General features: G+C 64.1%; 21 protein-coding genes. 17 read left to right on the top strand and 4 right to left on the bottom strand.

Features of this window, described 5'->3' with window-relative positions; genetic code table 11:
* Positions 1–31 precede the first annotated feature (31 nt).
* Complete coding sequence (locus JQ553_RS30050) at positions 32–1,222, top strand: MFS transporter (RefSeq protein ID WP_212503792.1); 1,191 nt, start codon at positions 32–34, stop codon at positions 1,220–1,222.
* Between the two features lie 2 nt (positions 1,223–1,224).
* Here JQ553_RS30050 and queF read toward each other — a convergent pair whose 3' ends face one another.
* Both queF and JQ553_RS30040 read right to left on the bottom strand, forming a co-directional pair.
* Positions 1,225–1,686 carry a preQ(1) synthase gene (queF, locus tag JQ553_RS30045; protein WP_212503679.1) on the bottom strand — a complete coding sequence of 154 codons (462 nt, stop codon included), beginning with the start codon at positions 1,684–1,686 and terminating at the stop codon, positions 1,225–1,227.
* A gap of 64 nt (positions 1,687–1,750) precedes the next feature.
* On the bottom strand, positions 1,751–2,743 hold the full coding sequence (locus tag JQ553_RS30040) for a lyase (protein ID WP_212503678.1): 993 nt from the start codon (positions 2,741–2,743) through the stop codon (positions 1,751–1,753).
* A 174-nt stretch (positions 2,744–2,917) separates the two neighbouring features.
* On the opposite strand from JQ553_RS30040, the gene eno reads away from it, so the two are divergent.
* The 12 genes from eno to JQ553_RS29980 all read left to right on the top strand — a co-directional run bounded on the left by eno (position 2,918) and on the right by JQ553_RS29980 (position 15,212).
* Entirely contained in the window at positions 2,918–4,201 is a 1,284-nt protein-coding gene (gene eno, locus JQ553_RS30035) for a phosphopyruvate hydratase (RefSeq protein ID WP_212503677.1), read from the top strand.
* Positions 4,202–4,468: 267 nt separating this feature from the next.
* Positions 4,469–5,605, top strand: a complete 1,137-nt coding sequence (locus tag JQ553_RS30030; RefSeq protein ID WP_212503676.1) for a zinc-binding dehydrogenase — start codon at positions 4,469–4,471, stop codon at positions 5,603–5,605.
* Positions 5,606–5,781: 176 nt separating this feature from the next.
* The gene (locus JQ553_RS30025; protein ID WP_212503675.1) at positions 5,782–6,333 is read left to right on the top strand and encodes an NADPH-dependent FMN reductase; all 552 of its coding nucleotides are present in this window, start codon (positions 5,782–5,784) and stop codon (positions 6,331–6,333) included.
* A gap of 155 nt (positions 6,334–6,488) precedes the next feature.
* A complete protein-coding gene (locus JQ553_RS30020) occupies positions 6,489–6,806 on the top strand; it encodes a septum formation initiator family protein (RefSeq protein ID WP_212503791.1) in 318 nt (105 codons plus the stop codon).
* A 159-nt stretch (positions 6,807–6,965) separates the two neighbouring features.
* On the top strand, positions 6,966–7,982 hold the full coding sequence (pdhA, locus tag JQ553_RS30015; RefSeq protein ID WP_212503674.1) for a pyruvate dehydrogenase (acetyl-transferring) E1 component subunit alpha: 1,017 nt from the start codon (positions 6,966–6,968) through the stop codon (positions 7,980–7,982).
* A gap of 48 nt (positions 7,983–8,030) precedes the next feature.
* Complete coding sequence (locus tag JQ553_RS30010) at positions 8,031–9,416, top strand: pyruvate dehydrogenase complex E1 component subunit beta (protein ID WP_212503673.1); 1,386 nt, start codon at positions 8,031–8,033, stop codon at positions 9,414–9,416.
* 5 nt (positions 9,417–9,421) lie between these two features.
* Positions 9,422–9,727, top strand: a complete 306-nt coding sequence (locus tag JQ553_RS30005; RefSeq protein ID WP_212503672.1) for a DUF5076 domain-containing protein — start codon at positions 9,422–9,424, stop codon at positions 9,725–9,727.
* Positions 9,728–9,729: 2 nt separating this feature from the next.
* Positions 9,730–11,082, top strand: coding sequence for a pyruvate dehydrogenase complex dihydrolipoamide acetyltransferase (locus JQ553_RS30000; RefSeq protein ID WP_212503671.1), 1,353 nt, complete (start codon positions 9,730–9,732; stop codon positions 11,080–11,082).
* Between the two features lie 49 nt (positions 11,083–11,131).
* Positions 11,132–11,341 carry a hypothetical protein gene (locus tag JQ553_RS29995; protein WP_312015212.1) on the top strand — a complete coding sequence of 70 codons (210 nt, stop codon included), beginning with the start codon at positions 11,132–11,134 and terminating at the stop codon, positions 11,339–11,341.
* A gap of 17 nt (positions 11,342–11,358) precedes the next feature.
* The gene (gene lpdA / locus JQ553_RS29990) at positions 11,359–12,780 is read left to right on the top strand and encodes a dihydrolipoyl dehydrogenase (protein ID WP_212503669.1); all 1,422 of its coding nucleotides are present in this window, start codon (positions 11,359–11,361) and stop codon (positions 12,778–12,780) included.
* 162 nt (positions 12,781–12,942) lie between these two features.
* Positions 12,943–14,184 carry a threonine synthase gene (locus JQ553_RS29985; protein ID WP_212503668.1) on the top strand — a complete coding sequence of 414 codons (1,242 nt, stop codon included), beginning with the start codon at positions 12,943–12,945 and terminating at the stop codon, positions 14,182–14,184.
* 56 nt (positions 14,185–14,240) lie between these two features.
* Entirely contained in the window at positions 14,241–15,212 is a 972-nt protein-coding gene (locus JQ553_RS29980) for a tripartite tricarboxylate transporter substrate binding protein BugD (protein WP_212503667.1), read from the top strand.
* A 7-nt stretch (positions 15,213–15,219) separates the two neighbouring features.
* Here JQ553_RS29980 and JQ553_RS29975 read toward each other — a convergent pair whose 3' ends face one another.
* The gene (locus JQ553_RS29975) at positions 15,220–17,448 is read right to left on the bottom strand and encodes a lytic transglycosylase domain-containing protein (RefSeq protein ID WP_212503666.1); all 2,229 of its coding nucleotides are present in this window, start codon (positions 17,446–17,448) and stop codon (positions 15,220–15,222) included.
* Between the two features lie 217 nt (positions 17,449–17,665).
* On the opposite strand from JQ553_RS29975, the gene JQ553_RS29970 reads away from it, so the two are divergent.
* The 3 genes from JQ553_RS29970 to JQ553_RS29960 all read left to right on the top strand — a co-directional run bounded on the left by JQ553_RS29970 (position 17,666) and on the right by JQ553_RS29960 (position 21,384).
* Positions 17,666–18,526, top strand: coding sequence for an SMP-30/gluconolactonase/LRE family protein (locus JQ553_RS29970; RefSeq protein ID WP_212503665.1), 861 nt, complete (start codon positions 17,666–17,668; stop codon positions 18,524–18,526).
* Between the two features lie 307 nt (positions 18,527–18,833).
* Positions 18,834–20,558, top strand: coding sequence for a dihydroxy-acid dehydratase (gene ilvD / locus JQ553_RS29965; protein WP_212503664.1), 1,725 nt, complete (start codon positions 18,834–18,836; stop codon positions 20,556–20,558).
* The gene (locus tag JQ553_RS29960; protein ID WP_212503663.1) at positions 20,545–21,384 is read left to right on the top strand and encodes a tetratricopeptide repeat protein; all 840 of its coding nucleotides are present in this window, start codon (positions 20,545–20,547) and stop codon (positions 21,382–21,384) included. Before ilvD ends, JQ553_RS29960 begins: the two co-directional genes overlap by 14 nt.
* Positions 21,385–21,497: 113 nt before the next feature.
* Here JQ553_RS29960 and xth read toward each other — a convergent pair whose 3' ends face one another.
* The gene (gene xth, locus JQ553_RS29955) at positions 21,498–22,289 is read right to left on the bottom strand and encodes an exodeoxyribonuclease III (protein ID WP_212503662.1); all 792 of its coding nucleotides are present in this window, start codon (positions 22,287–22,289) and stop codon (positions 21,498–21,500) included.
* Between the two features lie 155 nt (positions 22,290–22,444).
* Between xth and JQ553_RS29950 the strand changes: the two genes are divergently transcribed.
* Entirely contained in the window at positions 22,445–23,575 is a 1,131-nt protein-coding gene (locus JQ553_RS29950; RefSeq protein WP_212503661.1) for an efflux RND transporter periplasmic adaptor subunit, read from the top strand.

Below are 23,575 nucleotides of genomic sequence, written 5' to 3'. Positions count from 1 at the left end.
AGCCTTTGCTGCCGTGACGGCCAAGAGCGGGATGCCGCCCGCCCTCAACATCATCACGCTGGCGACCTTCGCGGCGAGCCTGTCGGTGCGCGCGCTCGATCCTGTGCTGCCGCACGTCGCCGATGATTTCGGCGTCAGCATCGCGACCGCCGCGAGCTTTGCCGCGGTGTTCGCCTTCACCTTTGCCGTGGTCCAGCCGGCGATCGGCGCAGCCGCCGACCTGTTCGGCAAGGCGCGGTTGATGACCATCTGCCTCGTGCTGCTCGGCGCCGCCAACGTCCTCGGCGCGCTCTCGACGTCGTTTCCGATGCTGTTCGTGACGCGGGTGCTGGCCGGCATCGGCTCGGGCGGCGTATTTCCGGTGGCGCTGTCGCTGACCAGCGATCTCGTCGGCCCCGACAAGCGGCAGCTCGCGATCGGGCGGACGCTCGCGGGATCGATGAGCGGGAATCTGCTCGGCGCGACCGCCTCGGGTCTGATCGGCGATCTGCTCGGCTGGCGCGGCGTGCTCGCCGTGCTTGGCGGGCTCGTCATTATCGTGGCGATTGCGGTGGCGGCGGGGTTTCGCGGCGCGGCGCTGAGGCGTCCGCCGAGGACGAGCTTCACTGCGCTCAAGGCGGGATATCGCACCATCCTGGCCAACCCGAATGCACGTATCTGCTATTCCGCCGTCTTCATCGAAGGCTGCTGCGTGCTCGGGCTATTTCCCTTCATCGCCTCGTTCCTGTTCGAACTCGGCGAGACCTCGCTCTCGATCGCCGGCATCGTGATCGCCGGCTTCGCGGTCGGCGGCCTGCTCTACACGCTGACCGTGTCGCGCTTCCTGCCGTGGCTCGGGGTGAGGGGCATGATGATCGCGGGCACGACGTTGGTTGGCATGCAGCTCGGCGTCGTCGCCTTCGGGCTTGGCTGGAAGCTGCAGACGCTCAGCCTGCTCCTGATGGGTTGGGGATTTTACATGATCCACGGCTGTCTGCAGGTGTTCGCCAGCGAACTCTCCGTTGAAGCGCGCGCCACCGCGCTGTCGCTGCACTCATTCTTCTTCTTCATGGGCCAGACCGTCGGTCCGATCGTTTATGGCTTCGGCCTGCAGCACGCCGGCAAGACGCCCACCCTCATCGCTGCTGCAGCGATCATGGTGGTGCTCGGCTTCGTCTGTGCAAAATTCCTGAAACAGCAGCTTCCGGCCGATGCTGCGGCCCGGCCGGACGTCAAGCCTTGAGGCTAGCCCCGCCCGCGATAGGGCTCGACGCCCTGATCCGGCACCCACACGCCTTTCGGCAGACGGCCGGTCTGGAAGAACACGTCGATCGGGATGCCGCCGCGCGGGTACCAGTAGCCGCCGATGCGCAGCCATTTCGGCTTGATCTCGGCCGCGATGCGCTTGCCGATCATCACGGTGCAATCCTCGTGGAACGCGCCGTGATTGCGAAAACTCGCGGTGTAGAGTTTCAGCGATTTGGATTCGAGCAGCCAGCGGCCGGGCACATAGTCGATCACCAGATGCGCAAAATCCGGCTGGCCGGTCACCGGACAGATCGAGGTGAATTCCGGGATGGCGAAACGCACCAGATAGTCGGTGCCTGCCTGCGGATTGGGGACGCGGTCGAGTACCGCCTTTTCCGGGCTGTCCGGCCATTCAACGGCGCGGCCGAGTTGCAGGGGTTTTTTCGCCATGGGCCTCATCTTTCCGGAGGCCGAAATGGACGCAAGCGGGCCCTTTCGTCAACTGCCTGCGTGCCAGCAAACGTCAGGCAGGCTCCGCTGTCTGGATCAGGACCAGGCGGTCCTGGCCGGACTCGCAGCCCCAGACCTCACCGCGCCTGCCGTCGAGCTGGCGCACATTGGCGCCCGTGCGGTCGCTCGGAAACGCGTTGAACGTTTCACTTGCGGGATCGAAGCGCACAATCGCGTTGGCCGAGAAATCGGTGAGCCAGACCTTGTCCTTGTCGTCGACGAAGACCGCGTAGGTGCGTGGGCTCCTGCCGGGCAGCTTCCAGGCTTTCCACGATCCGTCCGCGGGGTCGTGCACCGAGACGTTGCCGCTGTTCCACTCGCTGACCCAGATCCGCCCTTTGGAATCCGACCAGACCCGCCGCGCGCCCTGGTTCGGTGTCGGCGGCTCAATCACGTTGGCCTTGCCGGTCGCAAGATCGATCCGCGCGATATGGCTACCGGCGAGCGAGGCGTACCAGATGTCGCCCTTCGGCGTGACCGTGATCCCATAAGGCCCGACGCCGCGGGGCGCCTCGAACACCTCGATGTCGCCGGACTTCGGATCGAGCCGGCCGTAGAAGCCGGATTGGCCAGTGAACCAATAGACCCCGCGCTTGTCGAACACGCCGGTGTTGAGATTGGCATAGGCGGCCTTCCCGGGCAGTCGGAACAGCGTAACCTTGTGATCGCCAGGGTCGACCCGGGCGATGGCATTCTGCCCGCCCTCCGTCACCCACGGTGCGCCGTCGGGTCCGATCGTGACGCCGTGAGGCGCGGCGCCCTTGCCGAGAGCGACCAGCTTGAATGAGCCGTCACGCGGGTCCAGCCGTCCGAGCGCGCCGTTGCGTTGGCCGGTGAACCAGACAGCACCGTCGGGAGCGGCCGTAACATCGTGCGGGCCGGTCCCGGTGTCGAGGTTGAAATATTTCGTCCGGAACGGACCGTCCTGGGGCGAGGCGGCCCGCGCGCCTGCGCTGGTGGTCAAAATTGCGGCCGTTGCGGAGGCGAGAAACTGGCGGCGATTCATCGCGTTACCTCGGCATTGTGAAGCGGTGGGCCAGCACGCGAAGGTAATCTCCAAACAGCATAAACCCACCACATTGCCGCGTCAGACCCGCGGGCGAGCCGAGCCGTTCACATTTGCTTGCGCGCCGTGTATGACGCGGCGCATCAAGCCCACCCTCTCGAGAAAGAGTACGTCATGACCGCAATCATCGACATCATCGGCCGCGAAATCCTCGATAGCCGCGGAAATCCGACCGTCGAGGTCGATGTGGTGCTCGAGGACGGTTCGATCGGCCGCGCAGCGGTGCCGTCCGGGGCCTCGACCGGTGCGCATGAGGCGGTTGAACTGCGCGACGGCGACAAGGCGCGCTATCTCGGCAAGGGGGTGCAGAAGGCGGTTGCCTCCGTCAACGGCGAGATCTTCGAGGCACTGAGCGACCAGGCCGTCGAGGATCAGGTCGCGATCGACCAGGTCATGATCGAACTCGACGGCACGCCGAACAAGAGCCGGCTTGGCGCCAATGCCATTCTCGGCGTCTCGCTTGCCTGCGCCAAGGCGGCGGCAGAGGCCCACGACATGCCGCTCTATCGCTATGTCGGTGGCACCTCGGCGCGGACGCTGCCGGTGCCGATGATGAACATCATCAACGGCGGCGTGCATGCCGACAATCCGATCGACTTCCAGGAGTTCATGATCCTGCCGGTCGGCGCCAACACCTTCGCCGAGGCGTTGCGCTGCGGTTCGGAAATCTTCCACACGCTGCGCGGCGAGCTGAAGAAGGCCGGCCACAACACCAATGTCGGCGACGAGGGCGGGTTCGCGCCGAACCTGCCGACGGCCGATGCCGCGCTCGATTTCATCATGAACGCGATCGGCAAGGCAGGCTACACCGCGGGCAGCGACGTGATGCTCGGGCTCGATTGTGCCTCGACCGAATTCTTCAAGGAGGGCTCTTACGTCTACGGCGGTGAGCACAAGACCCGCTCGCGGTCGGAGCAGGCGAAGTATCTCGCCGACCTCGTCGCGCGCTATCCGATCGTCACCATCGAGGACGGCATGTCCGAAGACGACATGGAAGGCTGGAAGGAACTGACCGACCTGATCGGCAAGAAGTGCCAGCTCGTGGGAGACGACCTCTTCGTCACCAACGTCACGCGGCTCGCCGACGGCATCAAGAACGGCCGCGGCAACTCGATCCTGATCAAGGTCAACCAGATCGGCACGCTGACCGAGACCCTCGCCGCCGTCGAGCTGGCGCACAAATATGGCTATACGTCCGTGATGTCACACCGCTCCGGCGAGACGGAAGACTCCACCATCGCCGACCTCGCGGTCGCCACCAATTGCGGTCAGATCAAGACCGGCTCGCTGGCGCGCTCGGACCGCACCGCCAAGTACAATCAGCTGCTGCGGATCGAGCAGCAGCTTGGCACGCAGGCGAAATATGCCGGGAAGGCGGCGCTGAAGGCGCTTGCCTGAGACGTCATCGGGGCAGCGGGGCTGGCGACGTGGCAGACGTCGCCGGCGACGGACGCTTCTCCGGTTTCCGGCCGTTCGGCTCATGCAACAGGTGGACCTCGTTGCGCAAGCCGCGACGCGTCAAGGTCGCGCTCCTTCCTGAAATCGTCAGCGACTGGACATCATTGCCGGCCCGGCGCATATCGACATGCGCCAAACGCGGCCCAGGCTCCCCCCGCAGGGCATCCGGGGCCCAGGCGGTACATGGAAGTTCAGGGAGGACATGCAATGAGCGACGGCAAGAGCGGCTTGCAACTGCGTTCGCTGATCAAGAAGAGCGGCGAGCTCGAAATTTCGCTGGTCAACGTCCCGACACCCGAGCCCGAGCCCAATGAGGTCGTGGTCCGCGTCGAGGCGACGCCGATCAATCCGTCCGACCTCGGGCTTCTGGCCGGTCCCGCCGATTTGTCGACCGCGAAGGTCTCGGGCACCCGCGAACTGCCCGTCGTCACCGCCAAGGTGCCAGAGGCTGCGATGGGTGCGATGGCCGCGCGGCTCGACGAGTCGATGCCCGTCGGCAATGAAGGCGCAGGCGTCGTGATCAAGACCGGTTCGTCCGATGCCGCGAAGACACTGATGGGCAAGACCGTCGCGATGATCGGCGGCGCGATGTATGCGCAGTATCGTACGCTGCGGGTCAATGAGTGCCTGCCGCTGCCGGATGGCACCAAGCCGGCTGAAGGGGCATCCTGCTTCGTCAATCCGCTCACGGCGCTCGGCATGACCGAGACCATGCGGCGCGAAGGCCACAAGGCGCTGGTGCACACCGCGGCGGCGTCCAATCTCGGCCAGATGCTCAACAAGATCTGTCTCAAGGACGGCATCGGGCTCGTCAACGTCGTGCGCAGCAAGGAGCAGGCCGACATTCTGCATGGGATCGGTGCCAAGCATGTCGTCGATTCCACCGCGCCTGGTTTCATGGATCACCTTACCAATGCGCTGGTGGAGACGGGAGCGACAATCGCTTTCGATGCGATCGGCGGCGGCAAGCTCGCGGGCCAGATCCTGGTGGCAATGGAGGCCGCGATCAACAAGACCGCCAAGGCTTACAGCCGCTACGGCTCGAGCGTGCACAAGCAGGTCTATGTCTATGGCAGCCTCGACAACCGCGCGATCGAACTGCCGCGCGGCTTCGGCATGGCCTGGGGTGTCGGCGGCTGGCTGCTGTTTCCGTTCCTGATGAAGATCGGCCCGGAAGCAGGCGCCAAGCTGCGCCAGCGTGTGGTGGCGGAGTTGAAGACCACTTTCGCGAGCCATTACACCAGGGTGGTGTCGCTGCAGGAAGCGCTACAGCTCGAAAACATGGCCGTCTATTCCAAGCGCTCGACCGGCGAGAAATTCCTCATCAACCCGAACAAGGAATGATGACGAGTCTGTGAACGGCCGTCCCGCGAGGGACGGCCTGTCACGGCGCCATCCATCAAATCTGCAAATGGTGGATTTACAAATTTGCACTGTTCATGCACTTGCATCTTTATTGCTGGGCCGGTAGCTGAAAGGGACAGAATCCAGTTTCACAACGAAGACTCCGAGGCAATCCCATGGCTCACAGCATCGTCACAATCGTCGGCAGCCTGCGCAAGGAGAGCTTCTCGCTCAAGGTCGCCAGGGCAATCGCCAAGCTTGCGCCGACCTCGCTGAGGCTCGACGTCACCACGCTGCACGAGATTTCCTTCTTCAATCAGGACCTCGAAGCGGCGCCGCCGGCGGACTGGCTCGCCTTCCGCGAGAAGATTCAGAAGTCGAACGGCGTGCTGTTCGTCACTCCCGAATACAACCGTTCGATTCCGGGCGTGCTGAAGAACGCGATCGATGTCGCCTCGCGTCCCTACGGCAAGAGCTCGTTCAACGGCAAGCCGACCGGCATCGTCTCCAGCTCGCCGGGGCCGCTCGGCGGCGTCAGCGCCGCCAAGCACCTGCAGAACATCCTTCCGGGCATCGCGGGTCCTATCCTGCAGCAGCCGGAAATCTACTTGAATGGTGTCGGTGACGCTTTCGACGACAAGGGAGAGCTCACCAAGGAGGCGCTGAAGACCGTGTTGCAGCAGTACATTGCTGCGTTCGCGGCTCATGTCGAGGCGCACAACAAATAGGCGAGGCCAGGAGCCTTTAGATCATGATGCGATTATGTGGATCGCATCATGATCTCTCTCTTTGTTTGAGCATGATCCCCGCAAACGCTGCGCGCCCTTTCGCACCATGCTTTGGATTAGGAGTCCATTAACCAGGCCGCCCCATGGTGTCGGCCATGGTTTCCCGCACACGACTCAAGTCGATCCTGACAGGGCTCGCCCTCTATACGATAGCCGCCCTCATGGTCAGCTATTTCGGGGTCAATGCGTATACCGGCAAATACGGTCTGAACGCGCGTCAGGAGCTCGACCAGGAAATCGTCGCTCTGACGTCGGAGCTGGCGCGGCTGAAACAGGAGCGGGCCGAAGGAGAGCAGCGCGTGTCGTTGTTGCGGTCCGACCGCGTTGATCCGGACATGCTGGACGAACGCGCGCGCTTCCAGCTCGACTACGCCAGCCCGCGTGATCTGGTCCGGATCAACAAGGCGAATTGACGCGTCTTCAAATTTCAAAATGTGTCGCGCTCCATCACAAAAATGTCGCGCCGCGTTGCAGTGCGGCATAGCAATAGTCCGTCCCGCGAATGCAATCCTTTAAAGGCGATTTGAGTTGGGCTAGAGAGGGTTCATTGGCTCCTCTCATCCGGAATTGTCATGGCCGCACCCAAGAAAAGCGTCGCGAAAGAATCAGGGCAGGAGGCGAGCTCTCCCCCCGAATTCACCAGGGAACAGGAACTCAAGGCGCTGCGTGACATGCTCTTGATCCGGCGCTTTGAAGAGAAGGCCGGACAACTCTACGGCATGGGCGCAATCGGCGGCTTCTGCCATCTCTATATCGGACAGGAGGCCGTCGTCGTCGGCATGCAGATGGCCTTGAAGCCGGGCGACGAGGTCATAACCGGCTACCGCGATCACGGCCACATGCTGGCCTGCGGCATGGACGCCAAGGGCGTGATGGCCGAGCTTACCGGGCGCCGCGGCGGCTACTCCAAGGGCAAGGGCGGCTCCATGCACATGTTCAGCATGGAAAAGAACTTCTTCGGCGGTCACGGTATCGTTGGCGCGCAGGTGTCGCTCGGCACCGGCCTTGCCTTCGCCAACCGCTATCGCGGTAACGATTTCGTCAGCGTGACCTATTTCGGCGACGGCGCCGCCAACCAGGGACAGGTCTACGAGAGCTTCAACATGGCCGAGCTGTGGAAGCTGCCGGTGATCTACGTCATCGAGAACAACCGCTACGCCATGGGCACCTCGGTGTCGCGCGCTTCCGCGCAGCAGGATTTTTCCAAGCGCGGCGTCTCCTTCAACATTCCGGGCAAGCAGGTTGACGGTATGGATGTCCGCGCCGTGAAGGCCGCGGCCGACGAGGCCACCGCCTGGTGCCGTGCCGGCAAGGGGCCCTTCATCCTGGAAATGCAGACCTATCGCTACCGCGGCCACTCGATGTCCGACCCCGCGAAGTACCGCACCCGCGAGGAAGTCGAGAAGGTCCGCCACGACCAGGATCCGATCGAACAGGTCCGCAACCGCCTGCTCGCGGCAAAAGTGAGTGAGCAGGAGCTGAAGGCGATGGACGCCGAGGTGCGCGACATCGTCAACGCCGCTGCCGACTTCGCCCAGCACGATCCCGAGCCCGATCCGTCGGAGCTCTATGCCGACATCTACCGCTGACCCACCGCCGCTCAGAAGAAACTTCAAGAGCGATTTTCGGGAGCCGATATGCCCATTCAAGTGCTGATGCCCGCGCTGTCGCCCACCATGGAGAAGGGCAACCTCGCCAAATGGCTGAAAAAGGAAGGCGAGACCATCAAATCCGGCGATGTGATCGCCGAGATCGAGACCGACAAGGCGACGATGGAAGTCGAGGCGACCGACGAAGGCACGCTCGGCAGGATCCTGATTCCGGAAGGGACCGCTGACGTGGCGGTGAACACGCCGATCGCCACCATCCTTGCCGATGGCGAAAGCGCCGCCGACCTCGCCAAGGCGCCTGCGCCGGCGAAGGCCGAGGCGGCGCCCGCCGAGGCAAAGGCCGAAGCGCCCGCGCCCAAACCCGCGGCGCCTGCACCGGCCGCCCCCGTCGTCGCCGCGGCGCCCGATCCCGAAGTGCCCGCCGGCACCGAGATGGTCACGCAGACCATTCGCGAGGCCTTGCGCGACGCGATGGCCGAGGAGATGCGGCGTGACCCCGATGTCTTCATCATGGGTGAAGAGGTCGCGGAATATCAGGGCGCCTACAAGGTGAGCCAGGGCTTGCTGCAGGAATTCGGCGCGCGGCGCGTCATCGACACGCCGATCACCGAGCACGGCTTCGCCGGCGTCGGCATCGGCGCGGCCATGGCGGGGCTGAAGCCGATCGTCGAGTTCATGACCTGGAATTTCGCCATGCAGGCGATGGACCAGATCATCAACTCGGCCGCCAAGACACTCTATATGTCCGGCGGCCAGATGGGCTGCTCGATCGTGTTTCGCGGTCCGAACGGTGCCGCCGCGCGCGTCGCCGCCCAGCACAGCCAGGATTATGCTGCATGGTATTCGCAGGTCCCGGGCCTGAAGGTGATCGCGCCGTATTCCGCGGCCGACTACAAGGGCCTGCTGAAGGCCGCGATCCGTGATCCCAATCCGGTGATCTTCCTCGAGAACGAGGTGCTGTACGGCCATAGCGGTGAGGTACCGAAGCTCGACGATTTCGTGGTGCCGATCGGCAAGGCGCGGGTGGCACGCGCGGGCAAGGATGTCACGATCGTCTCGTGGGCGATGGGCATGAGCTATGCGTTGAAGGCCGCCGACGAACTTGCCAAGGAAGGCATCGAGGCCGAGGTGATCGATCTGCGCACCATCCGTCCGATGGACACCGAGACGATTGTCGCGTCGGTGAAGAAGACCGGCCGTGCGGTCACGGTCGAGGAGGGCTGGCAGCAGAGCGGTGTCGGCGCCGAGATCGCCGCGCGGATCATGGAGCATGCCTTCGATTATCTCGATGCGCCGGTCACACGGGTCTCCGGCAAGGACGTGCCGATGCCCTATGCCGCCAATCTCGAAAAGCTCGCCTTGCCATCGGTTGCCGAGGTGGTCGCGGCCGCCAAGGCCGTGTCCTATCGGTAGAGCCCATGGCCGGTCCCAAGGAGCAGCCGCTGCCGCCCGACGTGATAGGTCGCGACGATGCGATCGAGGTGCTGCGCGCTTTCGTCGTCGATGGCGGCCTGTCGATCGCGTTCCAGCGCGCTTTCGAGGACCCGGACATGTGGGGGCTGATGCTCGTCGATATCGCTCGCCATGCCGCGCGCGCCTATTCGCGCGAAAGCGAATACACCGAGGACGAGGCGCTTGCGCGCATCGTCGAAATGTTCGAAGCCGAAATCGCCCGGCCGACAGACATGGGCAAGACCATGCCGCGGTCGCAAAAAGGTCACTGACGATGCCGATCAACATTCTCATGCCCGCGCTGTCCCCGACGATGGAAAAGGGCAACCTCGCCAGGTGGCTCAAGAAGGAAGGCGACGCGGTCAAGTCCGGCGACGTCATCGCGGAAATCGAGACTGACAAGGCGACGATGGAGGTCGAGGCGGTCGACGAAGGCACGATCGCGAAGATCCTGGTGCCCGAGGGCACACAGGACGTCGCCGTCAACGATGTCATCGCCGTCATGGCCGGCGATGGCGAGGATGTGAAGGCGGCAGCCAGCGCAGGCGCTGCGCCCGCGACAAAGCCCGCCGAGGCAGCGAAGCCGGCGGCTGCACCGGCGCCGGCCGCCGCACCTGCGCCTCCGGCCAAGCCCGCCGCCGCACCTCCGCCTGCACCTCTGGCCGCTGCCGCGCCGGCGGCGCGGGCCAATGGCCACGCCCGGATCTTCTCGTCACCGCTGGCGCGGCGTCTGGCGAAAGAGGCCAGCATCGATCTGGCGCGCATCACCGGCACCGGTCCGCATGGCCGCGTCGTCGCCCGCGACGTCGAGAGTGCGAAGTCCGGCAAGGGGGGCCTGAAAGCACCGGCTGCCGCACCCGCGGCCGGGCCGAGCATCGCGCCGTCGATGTCGGACAAGCAGATCCTGGCGCTGTTCGAGGAAGGCTCCTACGAGGTCGTGCCGCATGACGGCATGCGCCGCACTATCGCCCAGCGCCTGACCGCGTCGGTGCAGAGCGTGCCGCATTTCTACCTCACCATCGACTGCGACATCGGCAAGCTGCTCGCCGCGCGCGAGGAGATCAACGCCGCCGCGCCAAAGGACAAGGAGAAGAAGCCGCTCTACAAGATCTCGGTCAACGATTTCGTCATCAAGGCGATGGCGGTCGCGCTGCAGAACATTCCGGACTGCAATGTGAGCTGGACCGAGGGCGGCATGCTCAAGCACAAGCATTCCGACGTCGGCGTCGCAGTTGCCATGCCGGGCGGTCTCATCACGCCGATCATTCGCAGGGCGGAGACCAAGACGCTGTCGGCCATCTCCAACGAGATGAAGGATTTTGCCGCCCGCGCCCGCGCCCGCAAGCTCAAGCCGGAAGAGTACCAGGGCGGCACCACGGCGGTGTCCAATCTCGGGATGTACGGCATCAGCCACTTTACCGCCGTGATCAATCCGCCTCATGCCACGATCCTCGCGGTCGGCACCTCCGAGGAGCGCCCTGTGGTGCGCGGCGGCAAGATCGAGATCGCGCACATGATGAGCGTGACCTTGTCCTGCGATCACCGCGCGATCGACGGCGCGCTCGGCGCCGAACTGATCGGGGCGTTCAAGCGGCTGATCGAGAACCCCGTGATGATGATGGTCTGAGACGCTGGCGAAGGGGGCAACGTTGCATGTCCGAACCCGCTGGCCCTGGATCTCGCTGGTGCTGTCGGCCGCGCTGGTGCTCAATCCGGTCGGGCTCGATTTTCTGTATTCCGCGTTCTTTGCCGGCGAGCAGCTGGCACGGAACATCGCCCGGCCGATCGTGCTGACCGCATTGGCCATCATGGCCGTGGTCGCGCTGCTCGAATGGCTGGTCCGGTCGTTTATCGCAAGACGCCGCGCCCGCGGCGCAATGAGTTAGGTTGAACGGGAGCCGCCATGGCCGATACATCCTTCGACGTCATCATCATCGGCTCCGGTCCCGGCGGCTATGTCACGGCGATCCGCTCGGCCCAACTCGGCTTCAAGACCGCGATCGTCGAGAAGGCCTATCTCGGCGGCATCTGCCTGAACTGGGGCTGCATCCCGACCAAGGCGCTGTTGCGCTCGGCCGAGATCTACCACTACATGCAGCACGCCAAGGACTATGGCCTGTCCGCCGAAAAGGTCGGCTACGACGCCAAGGCCGTGGTGCAGCGCTCGCGCGGGGTGTCGAAACGCCTCAACGACGGCGTCGGCTTCCTGATGAAGAAGAACAAGGTCACGGTGATCTGGGGCGATGCCACAATCGACGCGCCCGGCAAGATCACGGTGAAGAAATCCTCGGTCGAGGGGCCGAAGGGCGCGAGCGGCGAGGGCACCTATCAGGCCAAGCACATCATCGTCGCGACCGGCGCGCGGCCGCGCGTGCTGCCGGGGCTCGAGCCGGACAAGAAGCTGGTGTGGACCTATTTCGAGGCGATGGTGCCGGAGCGGATGCCGAAGTCGCTGCTGGTGGTCGGCTCGGGAGCGATCGGTATCGAGTTCGCCTCCTTTTTCCACACCATGGGCGCCGATGTCACCGTCGTCGAGGTGCTGCCGCAGATCCTCCCCGTCGAGGATGCCGAGATCGCCGGCCTCGCCCGCAAGCGCTTCGAGAAGATGGGTATCAAGATTCTCACTTCGACCAAGGTGATGAAGCTCGACAAGAAGGCTGACAGCGTGGTCGCGACCATCGACGACGGCAAGGACAAGCCGCAGACGGTCGAGTTCGAGCGGGTGATCTCGGCGGTCGGCGTGGTCGGCAATATCGAGAATCTCGGCCTGGAAAAGCTCGGCGTGAAGACCGATCGCGGTTGCATCGTGATCGACGGCTACGGCAAGACCAACGTCCCCGGCATCTATGCGATCGGCGACGTCGCCGGTCCGCCGATGCTTGCGCACAAGGCCGAGCACGAGGGCGTGGTCTGCATCGAGGCGATCAAGGGCCTGCATCCGCATGCCACGGACAAGAATCTGATTCCGGGCTGCACCTATTGCAACCCGCAGGTTGCTTCCGTCGGGCTTACCGAGGCGAAGGCGAAAGAGAATGGCCGGGAGATCCGCGTCGGCCGCTTTCCCTTCGTCGGCAATGGCAAGGCGATTGCTCTCGGCGAGGACCAGGGCCTGGTGAAGGTGGTCTTCGACAAGAAGACGGGGCAGCTTCTCGGCGCGCATATGATTGGCGCGGAGGTCACCGAGCTGATCCAGGGTTACGTGGTCGCCATGAACCTGGAGACCACGGAGGAAGAGCTGATGCATACGATCTTCCCGCATCCGACCCTATCGGAGATGATGAAGGAAGCCGTGCTCGACGCCTATGGGCGTGTGTTGAATATCTGACTCCGTTCCGTCATCTGGGGCGCTCGCGGCGCGGGAGCCTCGAAGGATGCACGGCCGGGATCGAGCAGCGGGGCCTGTCGCCCTTCGAGACGGCCGCCTTGCCGCCTCCTCAGGGTGACGGGTCTCATACTGGTGAAAATGAAAAGCAAGAAAGAGTACACCGTGAAAGACAGCGACAACCTCACCATCGAACGGCCGACTTTCGTCACCCATCTGGAATGCGCGATGGAGGGCGACCGTTATCCGGCCGACCAGGTCCACAACCTCTCCAAGGCCGGCAAGCCGCTGCTGGTGCGCTACGACCTCGCCGGCGTGAAGAAGGCGCTGACCAAGGATTCGCTGGCCGGGCGGCCCGCCGACATGTGGCGGTATCGCGAACTCCTGCCGGTGCGCAAATGCAAGGATATCGTGAGCCTCGGCGAGGTGACGACACCGCTGATCCGGCTGCCGAAGCTTGGCGCCAGGCTCGGCGGCGGTGAGATCATCGTGAAGGACGAGGGGCGGTTGCCGACCGGTTCGTTCAAGGCGCGCGGCCTCGTGATGGCGGTGTCGATGGGCAAGGCGCTCGGCATCAAGCACATGGCGATGCCCACCAACGGCAATGCCGGCGCCGCGCTCGCGGCCTACGCTACCGCCTGCGGCATCAAGACCACGATCTTCTGCCCGGCCGATACGCCGGAAGTCAACGTCAGCGAGATCGAGCTCCAGGGCGCGACGGTCTACCGCGTCAACGGCCTGATCGATGATTGCGGCAAGATCGTCGGCGAGGGCAAGGCCAAGGTCGGCTGGTTCGATACGTCCACCCTGAAGGAGCCCTACCGGATCGAGGGCAAGAAGACGATGGGACTGGAACTCGCCGAACAGCTCGGCTGGGACGTGCCCGACGTGATCTTCTATCCGACCGGCGGCGGCACCGGACTGATCGGCATGTGGAAGGCTTTTGACGAGCTCGAGAAGATCGGCTTCATCGGAAGCAAGCGCCCGCGAATGGTCGCGGTGCAGGCGTCAGGCTGCGCGCCGATGGTGCGCGCCTATGAGGCCGGCACGGAACATGCGACGCGTTGGGAGGACGCCCACACCATCGCTTCCGGCATCCGTGTGCCGCAGGCGATCGGCGATTTCCTGATTCTTCGCGCTGTGCGCGAGAGCAAGGGATTTGCCATCGCGGTGGACGATGACAAGATTTCGGCCGCGCTCAACGAGGTTGCCCGCGAGGAGGGCCTGCTGCTGTGCCCGGAGGGCGCTGCGACCTATGCCGCCTACAAGCAGAGTCTCGCCGACGGCCGCGTCACGAAAACTGATCGCGTGATGCTGTTCAATTGCGCTACCGGCCTCAAATATCCGTTGCCGCCGGTTACCCGGACGCTCGATCGCCACAAGCCGATCGACTTCGGACAGTTTTAGCGGTCGTTCGCGGGCGCCCGCGCAATGACGATGGTGAGAGGGGTCAGGAGAGTGTGATGCGGAAATTGGCTGTTGTTGTCCTGGCGATGCTCGTGCTGACCGGTGTGGCAGCTCGTGCAGAGACCTATCCTTCGCGTCCCATCACCATTATCGTTCCGTTCTCCGCCGGCGGCCCATCGGATGCGATGGCGCGCATCCTTGCCGAGCGCATGAAGCGGTCGCTCGGGGAAGTTCTGCTGATCGAGAACGTGACGGGAGCGGGCGGCTCGATCGGCGTCGGCCGCGCGGTGCGCTCGGCGCCTGACGGCTACACGCTCAGCTTCGGCCATCTCGGCACCCATGTCGCGAACGGCGCGATTTACAAGCTTGGCTACGATCTGGTCGATGATCTCACGCCGGTGCTGCTGCTGCCGAGCAACCCGATGATCATCGTCAGCAAGAACGCCGTGCCGGCAAAGTCGCTCAAGGAGCTGCTGGAGTGGCTGAAGTCGCGGCCTTCGCCGCCGACCGCAGGCACTGCGGGAGCCGGCAGCGGCAGCCACATCGCCGGCCTCTATTTCGAGAGCGTCTCCGGCATCAAGCTGCAATATGTGCCGTATCGCGGCACCGGACCGGCGCTGAACGACCTCGTCGCCGGGCAAATCGACATCATCGTGGACCAGACGTCGAACTCCATCAACCAGGTTCGCGCCGGCACCATCCGCGCTTACGCCGTTACCGATTCCAAGCGGGTGCAGAACGCCCCCGACATCCCGACCGTTGACGAAGCCGGCCTGCCTGGATTCCACATGACGCTATGGTCAGGCCTCTGGGTGCCGAAGGGCACGCCGAAGGAGATCGTGGCGAAGCTCAACGCCGCCGCCGTCGAGGCGCTGAACGATCCCGATGTGAGGAAGCAGTTCGAAAATCTCGGCCTGGAGATGCCGCCGCAGGACCAGCTCACGCCGCAGGCGCTCGGCGCCTGGCAGAAGGCCGAGATCGCAAAATGGTGGCCGCTGATCAAGGCGGCGAATGTGAAGGTGGATTGAGGCTAACTCACTGCGCCCCGGCCGTTGCCGGCGACGCGTTGGTCTCCTTTGTCACCCTCTGCTCGCCGGCCTTCGCCGCGACCGACGCGCCTTCGTCGTCGAACCGCGCGCGGTAGACTTGTAAATTCTCCATCACGCGCTGGACGTAGTTGCGCGTCTCGGACAGCGGGATCCGCTCCACCCAATCGACGGGATCGACCTTGGGATCGCGCGGATCGCCGTAAGCCTTGACCCAGTCACGCACGCGGCCGCGCCCGGCGTTGTAGCCGGCAAACGTCATGATCAGGTTGCCGCGATATTCCGCGAGCAACGCGCTCAGTTCGGCGGCGCCCATCTGTGTATTGTAAATCGGGTCGCTCACCATGCGGTCCCAGTCGTAGCTGACCTTGAACCTCTTTGCAGTGTCGCGTCCGGCTTCCGGTGTCACCTGCATCAAGCCGACCGCGTTGGCGGGCGACTTGTCGCGCTGGTCGAACGCGCTTTCGGTCCGCGCCACCGAATAGGTCATGCTGCGCCCGATATCGGGCGCGATCGGGGTGTGCCGGGGAATGCCGATGGTCGGGAATGCGTAATGGTCGAGCGCCAGCCCGCGCGAGAGCGCGGTCTTGCCGATCTGCAGCATGGTGCGCGCGTCGTTGCGGCGGAAGGTCAGCTCGCCGAGCGCTTCGAGCACGGCAACGTCCGACGTCTGTTCGGCGAGATCGGTGGCGAAATAAAGCACGACATCGCGCTCGCCGATGTCATACAGGATCTCCGCGGCGCGCACGCGCTCGTCCACTGCTGACGGCGTGGCATCGGCCGAGGCGAGGGTGATCGGCGAAAGCGTGGTCGGGGCGCGGAGCTCGATCTTGTCGATGCCGAGCTTGGCGCGCGCGAGCTGGCCATAATAGGCGGTCGGATAACGCGCGGCGGCCTCGTAGTCGGCCCGCACCGCCGCGGTGTTGCCGAGTGCCTCGACGGCCCGTCCGCGCCAATAGGCTGCGCGCGACAGCACGGTTGGATTGATCTGGCCTTCGTCGATCCGCGCGAAATGCGTCGCCGCGGTCCTGGCGTCGTCGAGATAGCGCAGCGCGATCCAGCCGCTCATGAAGTGCAGATCGGAGCGGTAGTATGGGTTGTCCGGCGGCGCGGCGGGGCGGATCACGTCATAGGCGGTCTGGAACTTGTCCTGATCGAGCAGCTTCCGCGCCAGCGTGCGCCGTTCGCGCCACCATTGGTCGGTGTCCTGCTGCGCCATGGTCTCGGGTGCCGCCGCGATCGTCACGCGGGCCGCGTCGTCGATCTTGTTCTGCGCGAGCAGAAACTGGATACGGCAGAGGGTGTAGCCGAGATCGCCGCGTGCTTCTGTCGGGACATTATCGAGCGCATCCTGCGCCTTCGACTGCCCGCGAACCGCCGCGCAGGCCTTCACAATCGCAAGCTCGTCGCTGCCAAGCCGTTGCGCCGCGCGGCGGGCGCCGGCGAGATCCTTCGCTCCGATGCGTCTGTCCATCCGCGCGCGATGGTCGTCGCGTGTGAGCAGATCGCGGAACGCGTCGTAGGCGTCGGCTTCGATGCGATCGGACAATTCCTCCGAACGCCAAGCCTCGCGCACAAGCCGCGCAGCGCCGTCGCGGTCGTCCTCGGCGAGCAGCACGCGCGCCAGCGCGAACTTGCCCTTGGCGCTGATCGGCCGGTCGGCGGTGAAGGCGTGCACCTTGGCGGCGCCGCTACGCTCCTGCCACAGCCGCGCCTCCGCCCGCCGCCGCAACAGCGTCAGACTCGGCCAGTCCGGGTTGGCGGCAATGAAGGCCGCGTAGCGGCTGAAGTTCGCGTCCGACTCGGAGTGGCGCAGGATGTACCACTCGACGAGCTTCTGTCCGGCGGTGTCCGCGATCCTGGCCTGGATTTCGGTGGCCTCGCCGATCTTGCCCCTGCGCGCAGCGAGGATCGCGTCCTTGACCGTGGCGAGATCGCCCGTGAGTTGTGGCGCGTTCGCCTGTTCCGGCACGGACGGCTTCGTGGATTTCGCTGATTTCCGCTCCTCGGCGCCGCGCTTGGCGTTCCGGTGCTTGCCGGTCGCCTTGGCGTCGCGCTGATGGCGCGTCTCCTTCTTGGCATCGTGCGCTTTCTTGCCGGCGCCGTGGCTCTTCTTGGCTTGATGCTGGTGACTCGGCTTTGCGGTCGCATCCATCGAGAAGAGGGCGAGCGCAGCCAAAGCGGCGACATACGTCAGTGGACGCAAGCAACGGTTCATTCCATGGTCCCCCTGCGAAAACCATCAGCACAAACCAAGATCGCAATACATGCGGCTTGAGCAACCGCACGCTACCACATTGTTGATTCACAACTGTCGCGCTTGGGCAACAACGCGAGGAAAACGCCGCGGAAATGGAACTCCCGAGCAATGGAACTTTGCTGACGGGTTCCGCAATGTTCAAGTCCACAGTGTGAGAGTGAAGGACGCCGACACGATGAATGAGGCTAATGAGGCGCAACCGAAAACCATCCTCGATGGCGGTCGTTATTTCGAAGGCCCGCGCTGGCACGACGGCCGGCTGTGGTTTGTTGACTGCATGGCGAAGAGGCTGCTCAGCATCAGCCCATCGGGCGATCTGCGGGAGCATGCCGTTATCACCGACGACACGCCGTGCGGTCTCGGCGTGCTGCCGAACGGCGACATCGTCGTGCTGACGATGTTCAGAAAGCGCCTCCTGAGATTCGCGGGCGGAAGACTCTCGCTCTATGCAGATCTCTCAGCGATCGCCACCGGTACGATCGATGACATGATCATCGACGGGCAGGGGCGTGCCTATGTCGGCGATCTCGGCTTCGATCTGCCGCCGCCGGATAGCCGCGGCGCTGTTGGCCGCATCATCCTCGTGATGCCCGACGGCACCACGCGCATTGTCGCCGCAGGATTGCGCTTTCCCAACGGCATGGCGGTATGCTCCGATCACAGCCGGCTCGTCGTTGCCGAAATGGATGGCGCGTGCCTTGCCGAGTACGACATCGCTCCTGACGGCGGTCTGCGCTTGCGCGGGCGGTTCGGCCGCATGACCGATCCCGACGGCATCTGCCTCGATCGCGACGGCGCGGTTTGGGTCGCATCCTTCACCAGTGACGCCTTCATCCGGATCGGTCGCGACGGCGAGGAGTGCGGGCGCATCGCTGTCCCTGGCCGCCGCGCGCTCGCCTGTGCGCTGGGTGGCGCGGACAGGCGGACGCTGTTCTGCCTGAGCGCGGCGACGTCCTATGAGGAGTTGCGGAAGGGCAAGTCCGTGTCGCGTATTGATGTGGTGCGCGTTGAAACGCCAGGCGATGGCTATCCGTGACCGAGGCAATCCCTGCGGAACCTGCCTATTCAACCGCCAAGAGCGCATTCTGAGTGCGATCTAATCGCCGGTGAATTTAATAAGACTTAGTAATAGATGGTTGCATCACAGCCACGGTCGTTGCGTCGCAGCCACACTTCGTGAAACATTTGACCTTGGCCACAGCCGGAGGGGCCACGCGCCGCTTTTTGGCCACACCCTTCTATGAGATCATGTTCCATAAGGTTGATACGCCAAAGCGTCACGACGACGGAAGATTTTTGATGTTCCGGCGTTCTAAGAAGACGGGCTGGCAAACAGGTGCGCGATGGACGCCAAGACGAACATCAAAGGCAGGTTGCCGAGCCGTCACGTGACGGAGGGGCCCGAACGCGCGCCGCATCGCTCCTATCTTTACGCCATGGGGCTGACAACAGCCCAGATTCATCAACCCTTTGTCGGCGTTGCTTCATGCTGGAACGAAGCCGCGCCCTGCAACATCTCGCTGATGCGTCAGGCGCAGGCGGTGAAGAAGGGGGTTGCCGCTGCCGGCGGCACGCCGCGCGAATTTTGCACCATCACGGTCACCGATGGCATCGCCATGGGCCATGACGGCATGCGCTCCTCGCTGCCGTCGCGCGAATGCATCGCCGACTCAGTCGAGTTGACCGTGCGCGGTCACGCCTATGACGCCCTCGTGGGGCTCGCCGGCTGCGACAAGTCGCTGCCGGGCATGATGATGGCCATGGTCCGTCTCAACGTGCCCTCGATTTTCATCTATGGCGGCTCGATCCTGCCGGGCAGCTTCCGCGGTCAGCCGGTCACGGTGCAGGACATGTTCGAGGCGGTGGGCAAGCATTCGGTCGGGGCGATGTCGGATGCCGATCTCGACGAGATTGAGCGGGTAGCGTGCCCCTCGGCCGGCGCCTGCGGCGCCCAGTTCACCGCCAACACCATGGCGACCGTCTCGGAAGCCATCGGGCTCGCGCTCCCGTATTCTGCCGGGGCGCCTGCGCCTTACGAGATCCGCGACTCCTTCTGCGCTGCCGCAGGCGAGCAGGTAATGGAGCTGATCGCCAAGAACATCCGTCCGCGGGATATCGTTACCCGCAAGGCCTTGGAGAATGCAGCGGCCGTGGTGGCGGCCTCCGGGGGCTCGACCAATGCTGCATTGCACTTGCCGGCGATCGCGCACGAGTGCGGCATCAAGTTCAACCTGTTCGACGTTGCCGAAATCTTCAAAAAGACTCCTTACGTCGCGGATTTGAAGCCGGGTGGCCGTTATGTTGCCAAAGACATGTTCGAGGTTGGTGGCATTCCGCTGCTGATGAAGACGCTGCTCGATAATGGCCACCTGCACGGGGATTGCTTAACCGTCACGGGCCGGACGATCGCCGAAAACCTCAAAAGCGTGAAATGGAATTCGCACCAGGACGTGGTGCGGCCCGCCGACAAGCCGATCACCGTGACAGGTGGCGTTGTCGGGCTAAAGGGTAATCTCGCTCCGGAGGGTGCGATCGTGAAGGTCGCGGGAATGTCCAATCTGAAGTTTACGGGCCCGGCCCGTTGCTTCGACCGCGAGGAAGACGCCTTCGAGGCCGTTCAGAAGCGCACCTACAAGGAAGGCGAAGTCATCGTCATCCGCTATGAGGGCCCGAAGGGCGGCCCCGGCATGCGGGAAATGCTGGCGACCACGGCGGCGCTGACCGGGCAGGGCATGGGCGGCAAGGTCGCCCTGATCACAGATGGCCGGTTTTCCGGCGCCACCCGGGGCTTCTGCATCGGCCATATCGGGCCGGAAGCGGCGGTCGGCGGACCGATCGGACTGTTGCAGGACGGCGACATCATCGAGATCGACGCCGAGGCCGGATCTCTTAACGTAAAATTGAGCGATGCCGAGCTCGCAAATCGTAAGACCAAATGGGCCCCTCGCGCGACAAACCACACGACTGGTGCGCTGTGGAAATATGCCGAGCAAGTGGGGCCGGCGGTGGATGGCGCTGTCACCCATCCGGGTGGCGCGCACGAGAAGCAGTGTTATGCGGACGTTTAGGCGTACGATATTGGCGTTTGCGTTAGGGGCCATCCCGATGGCGGGCCCCGGATTCGGATTCGACGGAGCCCCGCTCAATCCGCAGGATGCAGCAACTCTTCCCGTTGTTTCGCCCCAGCCGGGTGCGGCTGTGCCCCTGAAGCGGGCGGTTGCAGCACCTGTCGCACCCGTGGCGACCTCGCCCAACTCCCTGACCTCGCTGCAATACGCCGCCGAGGGCGGTCACCCGGTGGCGCAGTGGAAGCTCGGCAAGATGTACGCCGACGGTGACGGTGTCGCCCAGGATGACCTGCGGGCGTTCGAATATTTCAGCCGCATCGCCAATGCGCATGCCGAGGATAACCCCACGGCGCCGCAGGCCTCGGTCGTGGCCAACGCGTTCGTTGCGCTCGGCCGGTACTATCTGAGTGGCATCCCGAACTCCAAGGTGAAGCCAGACACCGAGCGCGCGCGGGAGATGTTCTCTTATGCCGCTTCCTATTTCGGGAATGCAGACGCCCAATACGACCTTGCCAGGCTGTATTTAAAGACGCCTGACGCTTCGCGGGACGATTTCCGCTATGGCGCGCGCTGGCTCGGCCTCGCCGCCCAGAAGGGCCAGCATCAGGCCCAGGCGCTGCTCGGCCAGATGCTGTTCAACGGCGACCGCCTGCCGCCGCAGCGGGCGCGCGGCCTGATGTGGCTGACACTAGCGCGCGACAGCGCTGCAGCTGACGAGACCTGGATCAAGGAAAGCTACAACCGCGCCTTTGCCAAGGCCTCCGACGACGATCGGGCGACAGCGCTGCAGATGCTCGAGCACTGGGTGCAGGGCCGCCGAGACTAGGGGGTTATCGGTTCTGATTGAATCAGAACCGAAGCTCTGGGGTCTTGTTCTGGCGCGTTTTCTTCACGCGAACCGGTATCCACTCCGCTTGAAGCGCTATTGGGGGCGACAGCTCACGCAGTCTCGAAATCGAGGTCGGCCCAGACCGGGACGTGGTCGGAAGGCTTTTCCCAACCGCGGACATAGCTGTCGATCCCGACGCTCATCAGGCGGTCGGTCGCCTGCGGCGACATCAGCAGATGGTCGATCCGGAGGCCCCAGTTCTTCTGCCAGGCACCGGCTTGGTAATCCCAGAACGTGTACTGACCGGGCTCGTCATTGACCGCGCGCAAGGCGTCGGTGAGGCCAAGGCCGAGCAGCGATTGGAAGGCCTCCCGGGTGGCCGGACGGAACAGCGCATCGTCGATCCAGCCTTGGGGATTGTAGACATCCCGGGCGGCGGGGATGACGTTGAAGTCGCCGGCCAGAACCAGCGGCTCCTCGGCCCTAAGCCGTTCTCTTGAGTACTCAACAAGCCGGGACATCCACTTGAGTTTATATGGATATTTGTCCGTATTCGGCGGGTTGCCGTTGGGCAGATAAAGGCAGGCGACCCGCATTACGCCTTGCTTCAGCGTGACGACGCCCTCCAGGAAACGTGCATGGGCATCCTCGTCGTCGCCGGCGAGCCCCGACTTGGTCTCGTCGAATGGCAACTTGGAGAGCAGCGCTACGCCGTTGAAGGTCTTCTGGCCGTGCGTGGCCACGTTGTAGCCTAGCGCTTCGAGTTCAAACCGCGGAAAGGCGTCGTCGACGCATTTGGTCTCCTGCAGGCAGACGATGTCGGGGGAGCATTCTTTAAGCCAGCTCAGCAGCGGTTCGAGCCGTTGCCGGATCGAATTGACGTTCCACGTAGCGATGCGCATGCAAATGATCCGGATGGTAGCCGCACAATTTCACTTAGGTGGCATACCATGTGCGGTCAGCCTGTGCTAACCCTCTAGAAATAAGGCGCAACAATCGCGTCAAAGGGGGAGTGACGAGCCGTCCCGGTCTGCATGGGCGACGGACGTGAAAAACTATGAAAAAAAGACGTACTTTGGTTTTGATTGTTGCCGTGCTCGGCATTGCGGCCGGGGCGGCTTACACCCGATTGTCATGGATGGGCGGCACCGCCACTGCACAGGGGCCACAGCGGCCTCGTCTCGTTTCCGTTGAACTCGCCAAGGCGGAACGGAAGTCAGTGCCCGTCGATGTCGATGCCATCGGGATGGTGACGCCGATCTCCAGCGTCGCGCTGAAGTCGCGGTTGGAGACGACCATCGTCTCCGTTCATTTCGAAGACGGCGCCAAGGTCAACGAGGGTGACCTCCTGTTCATGCTCGACGCGCGCCAGATCGACGCCCAGATCGAGCAGGCGGAGGGCGTCCTCGCCAGGGACCGTGCACAGCTCGAAGGCGCGCAACGCGACCTGCGTCGCTACAGCGATCTCGTCGGCAAGGGCGCGACCACCCAGGTCAACGTCGACAACGCCAAGACCCAGTCCGACATCCTGATCGGCACCATCAAGGCCGACCAGTCGGCGCTGGACAATCTGCGCGTCCAGAAGAGCTACACAGTCATCCGCGCACCGTTCGCGGGCCGGATCAGCGCCGCCAATGTCAAGGTCGGGAACTTCGTGCGCCCCGCCGACACCCAGCCGCTCGCCGTCATCAACCAGATGGCGCCGGTCTACGTCACCTTTGCCATTCCCCAGCGCGCGCTGGTCGACCTGCGCGAAGCCATGGGCAAGGGCGCTTCAAGGGTGATCGCCACCATTCCGGGCCACCAGCGCTCCGAAGACGGCAAGGTCGCCATGGTTGAAAACACCGTCGATGCGACCACTGGCATGGTTACTGTGCGCGGCGTCATGAACAACGCCAGCGAAACGCTGTGGCCGGGCACGATCGTGCAGACCAAGCTGATCATCCGTAGCGAGGACTCGGTCGTGGTTCCAACGGTCGCGGTCCAGCGCAGCCAGAACGGCAATTTCGTTTTCGTCGTCACGGACGGCGTCGCCAAGGTGCGGCCGGTCAAGGTCGATCGCACCTCCCAGGGCAATTCGGTGATCTCAGAGGGATTGTCGGGCGACGAAAGCGTCGTCGTCGACGGCCAGCTCCTGCTGTCGGACGGCACGCGCGTCGAGCCGCGCGCGAAGAAGGCCGGAGCTTAG

The sequence above is a fragment of the Bradyrhizobium lablabi genome, from assembly GCF_018131005.1.
GTDB lineage: Bacteria > Pseudomonadota > Alphaproteobacteria > Rhizobiales > Xanthobacteraceae > Bradyrhizobium > Bradyrhizobium lablabi_D.
The sequence above is the reverse complement of the archived record's forward strand: the minus strand, read 5'-3'. Positions and strand labels throughout refer to the sequence as shown.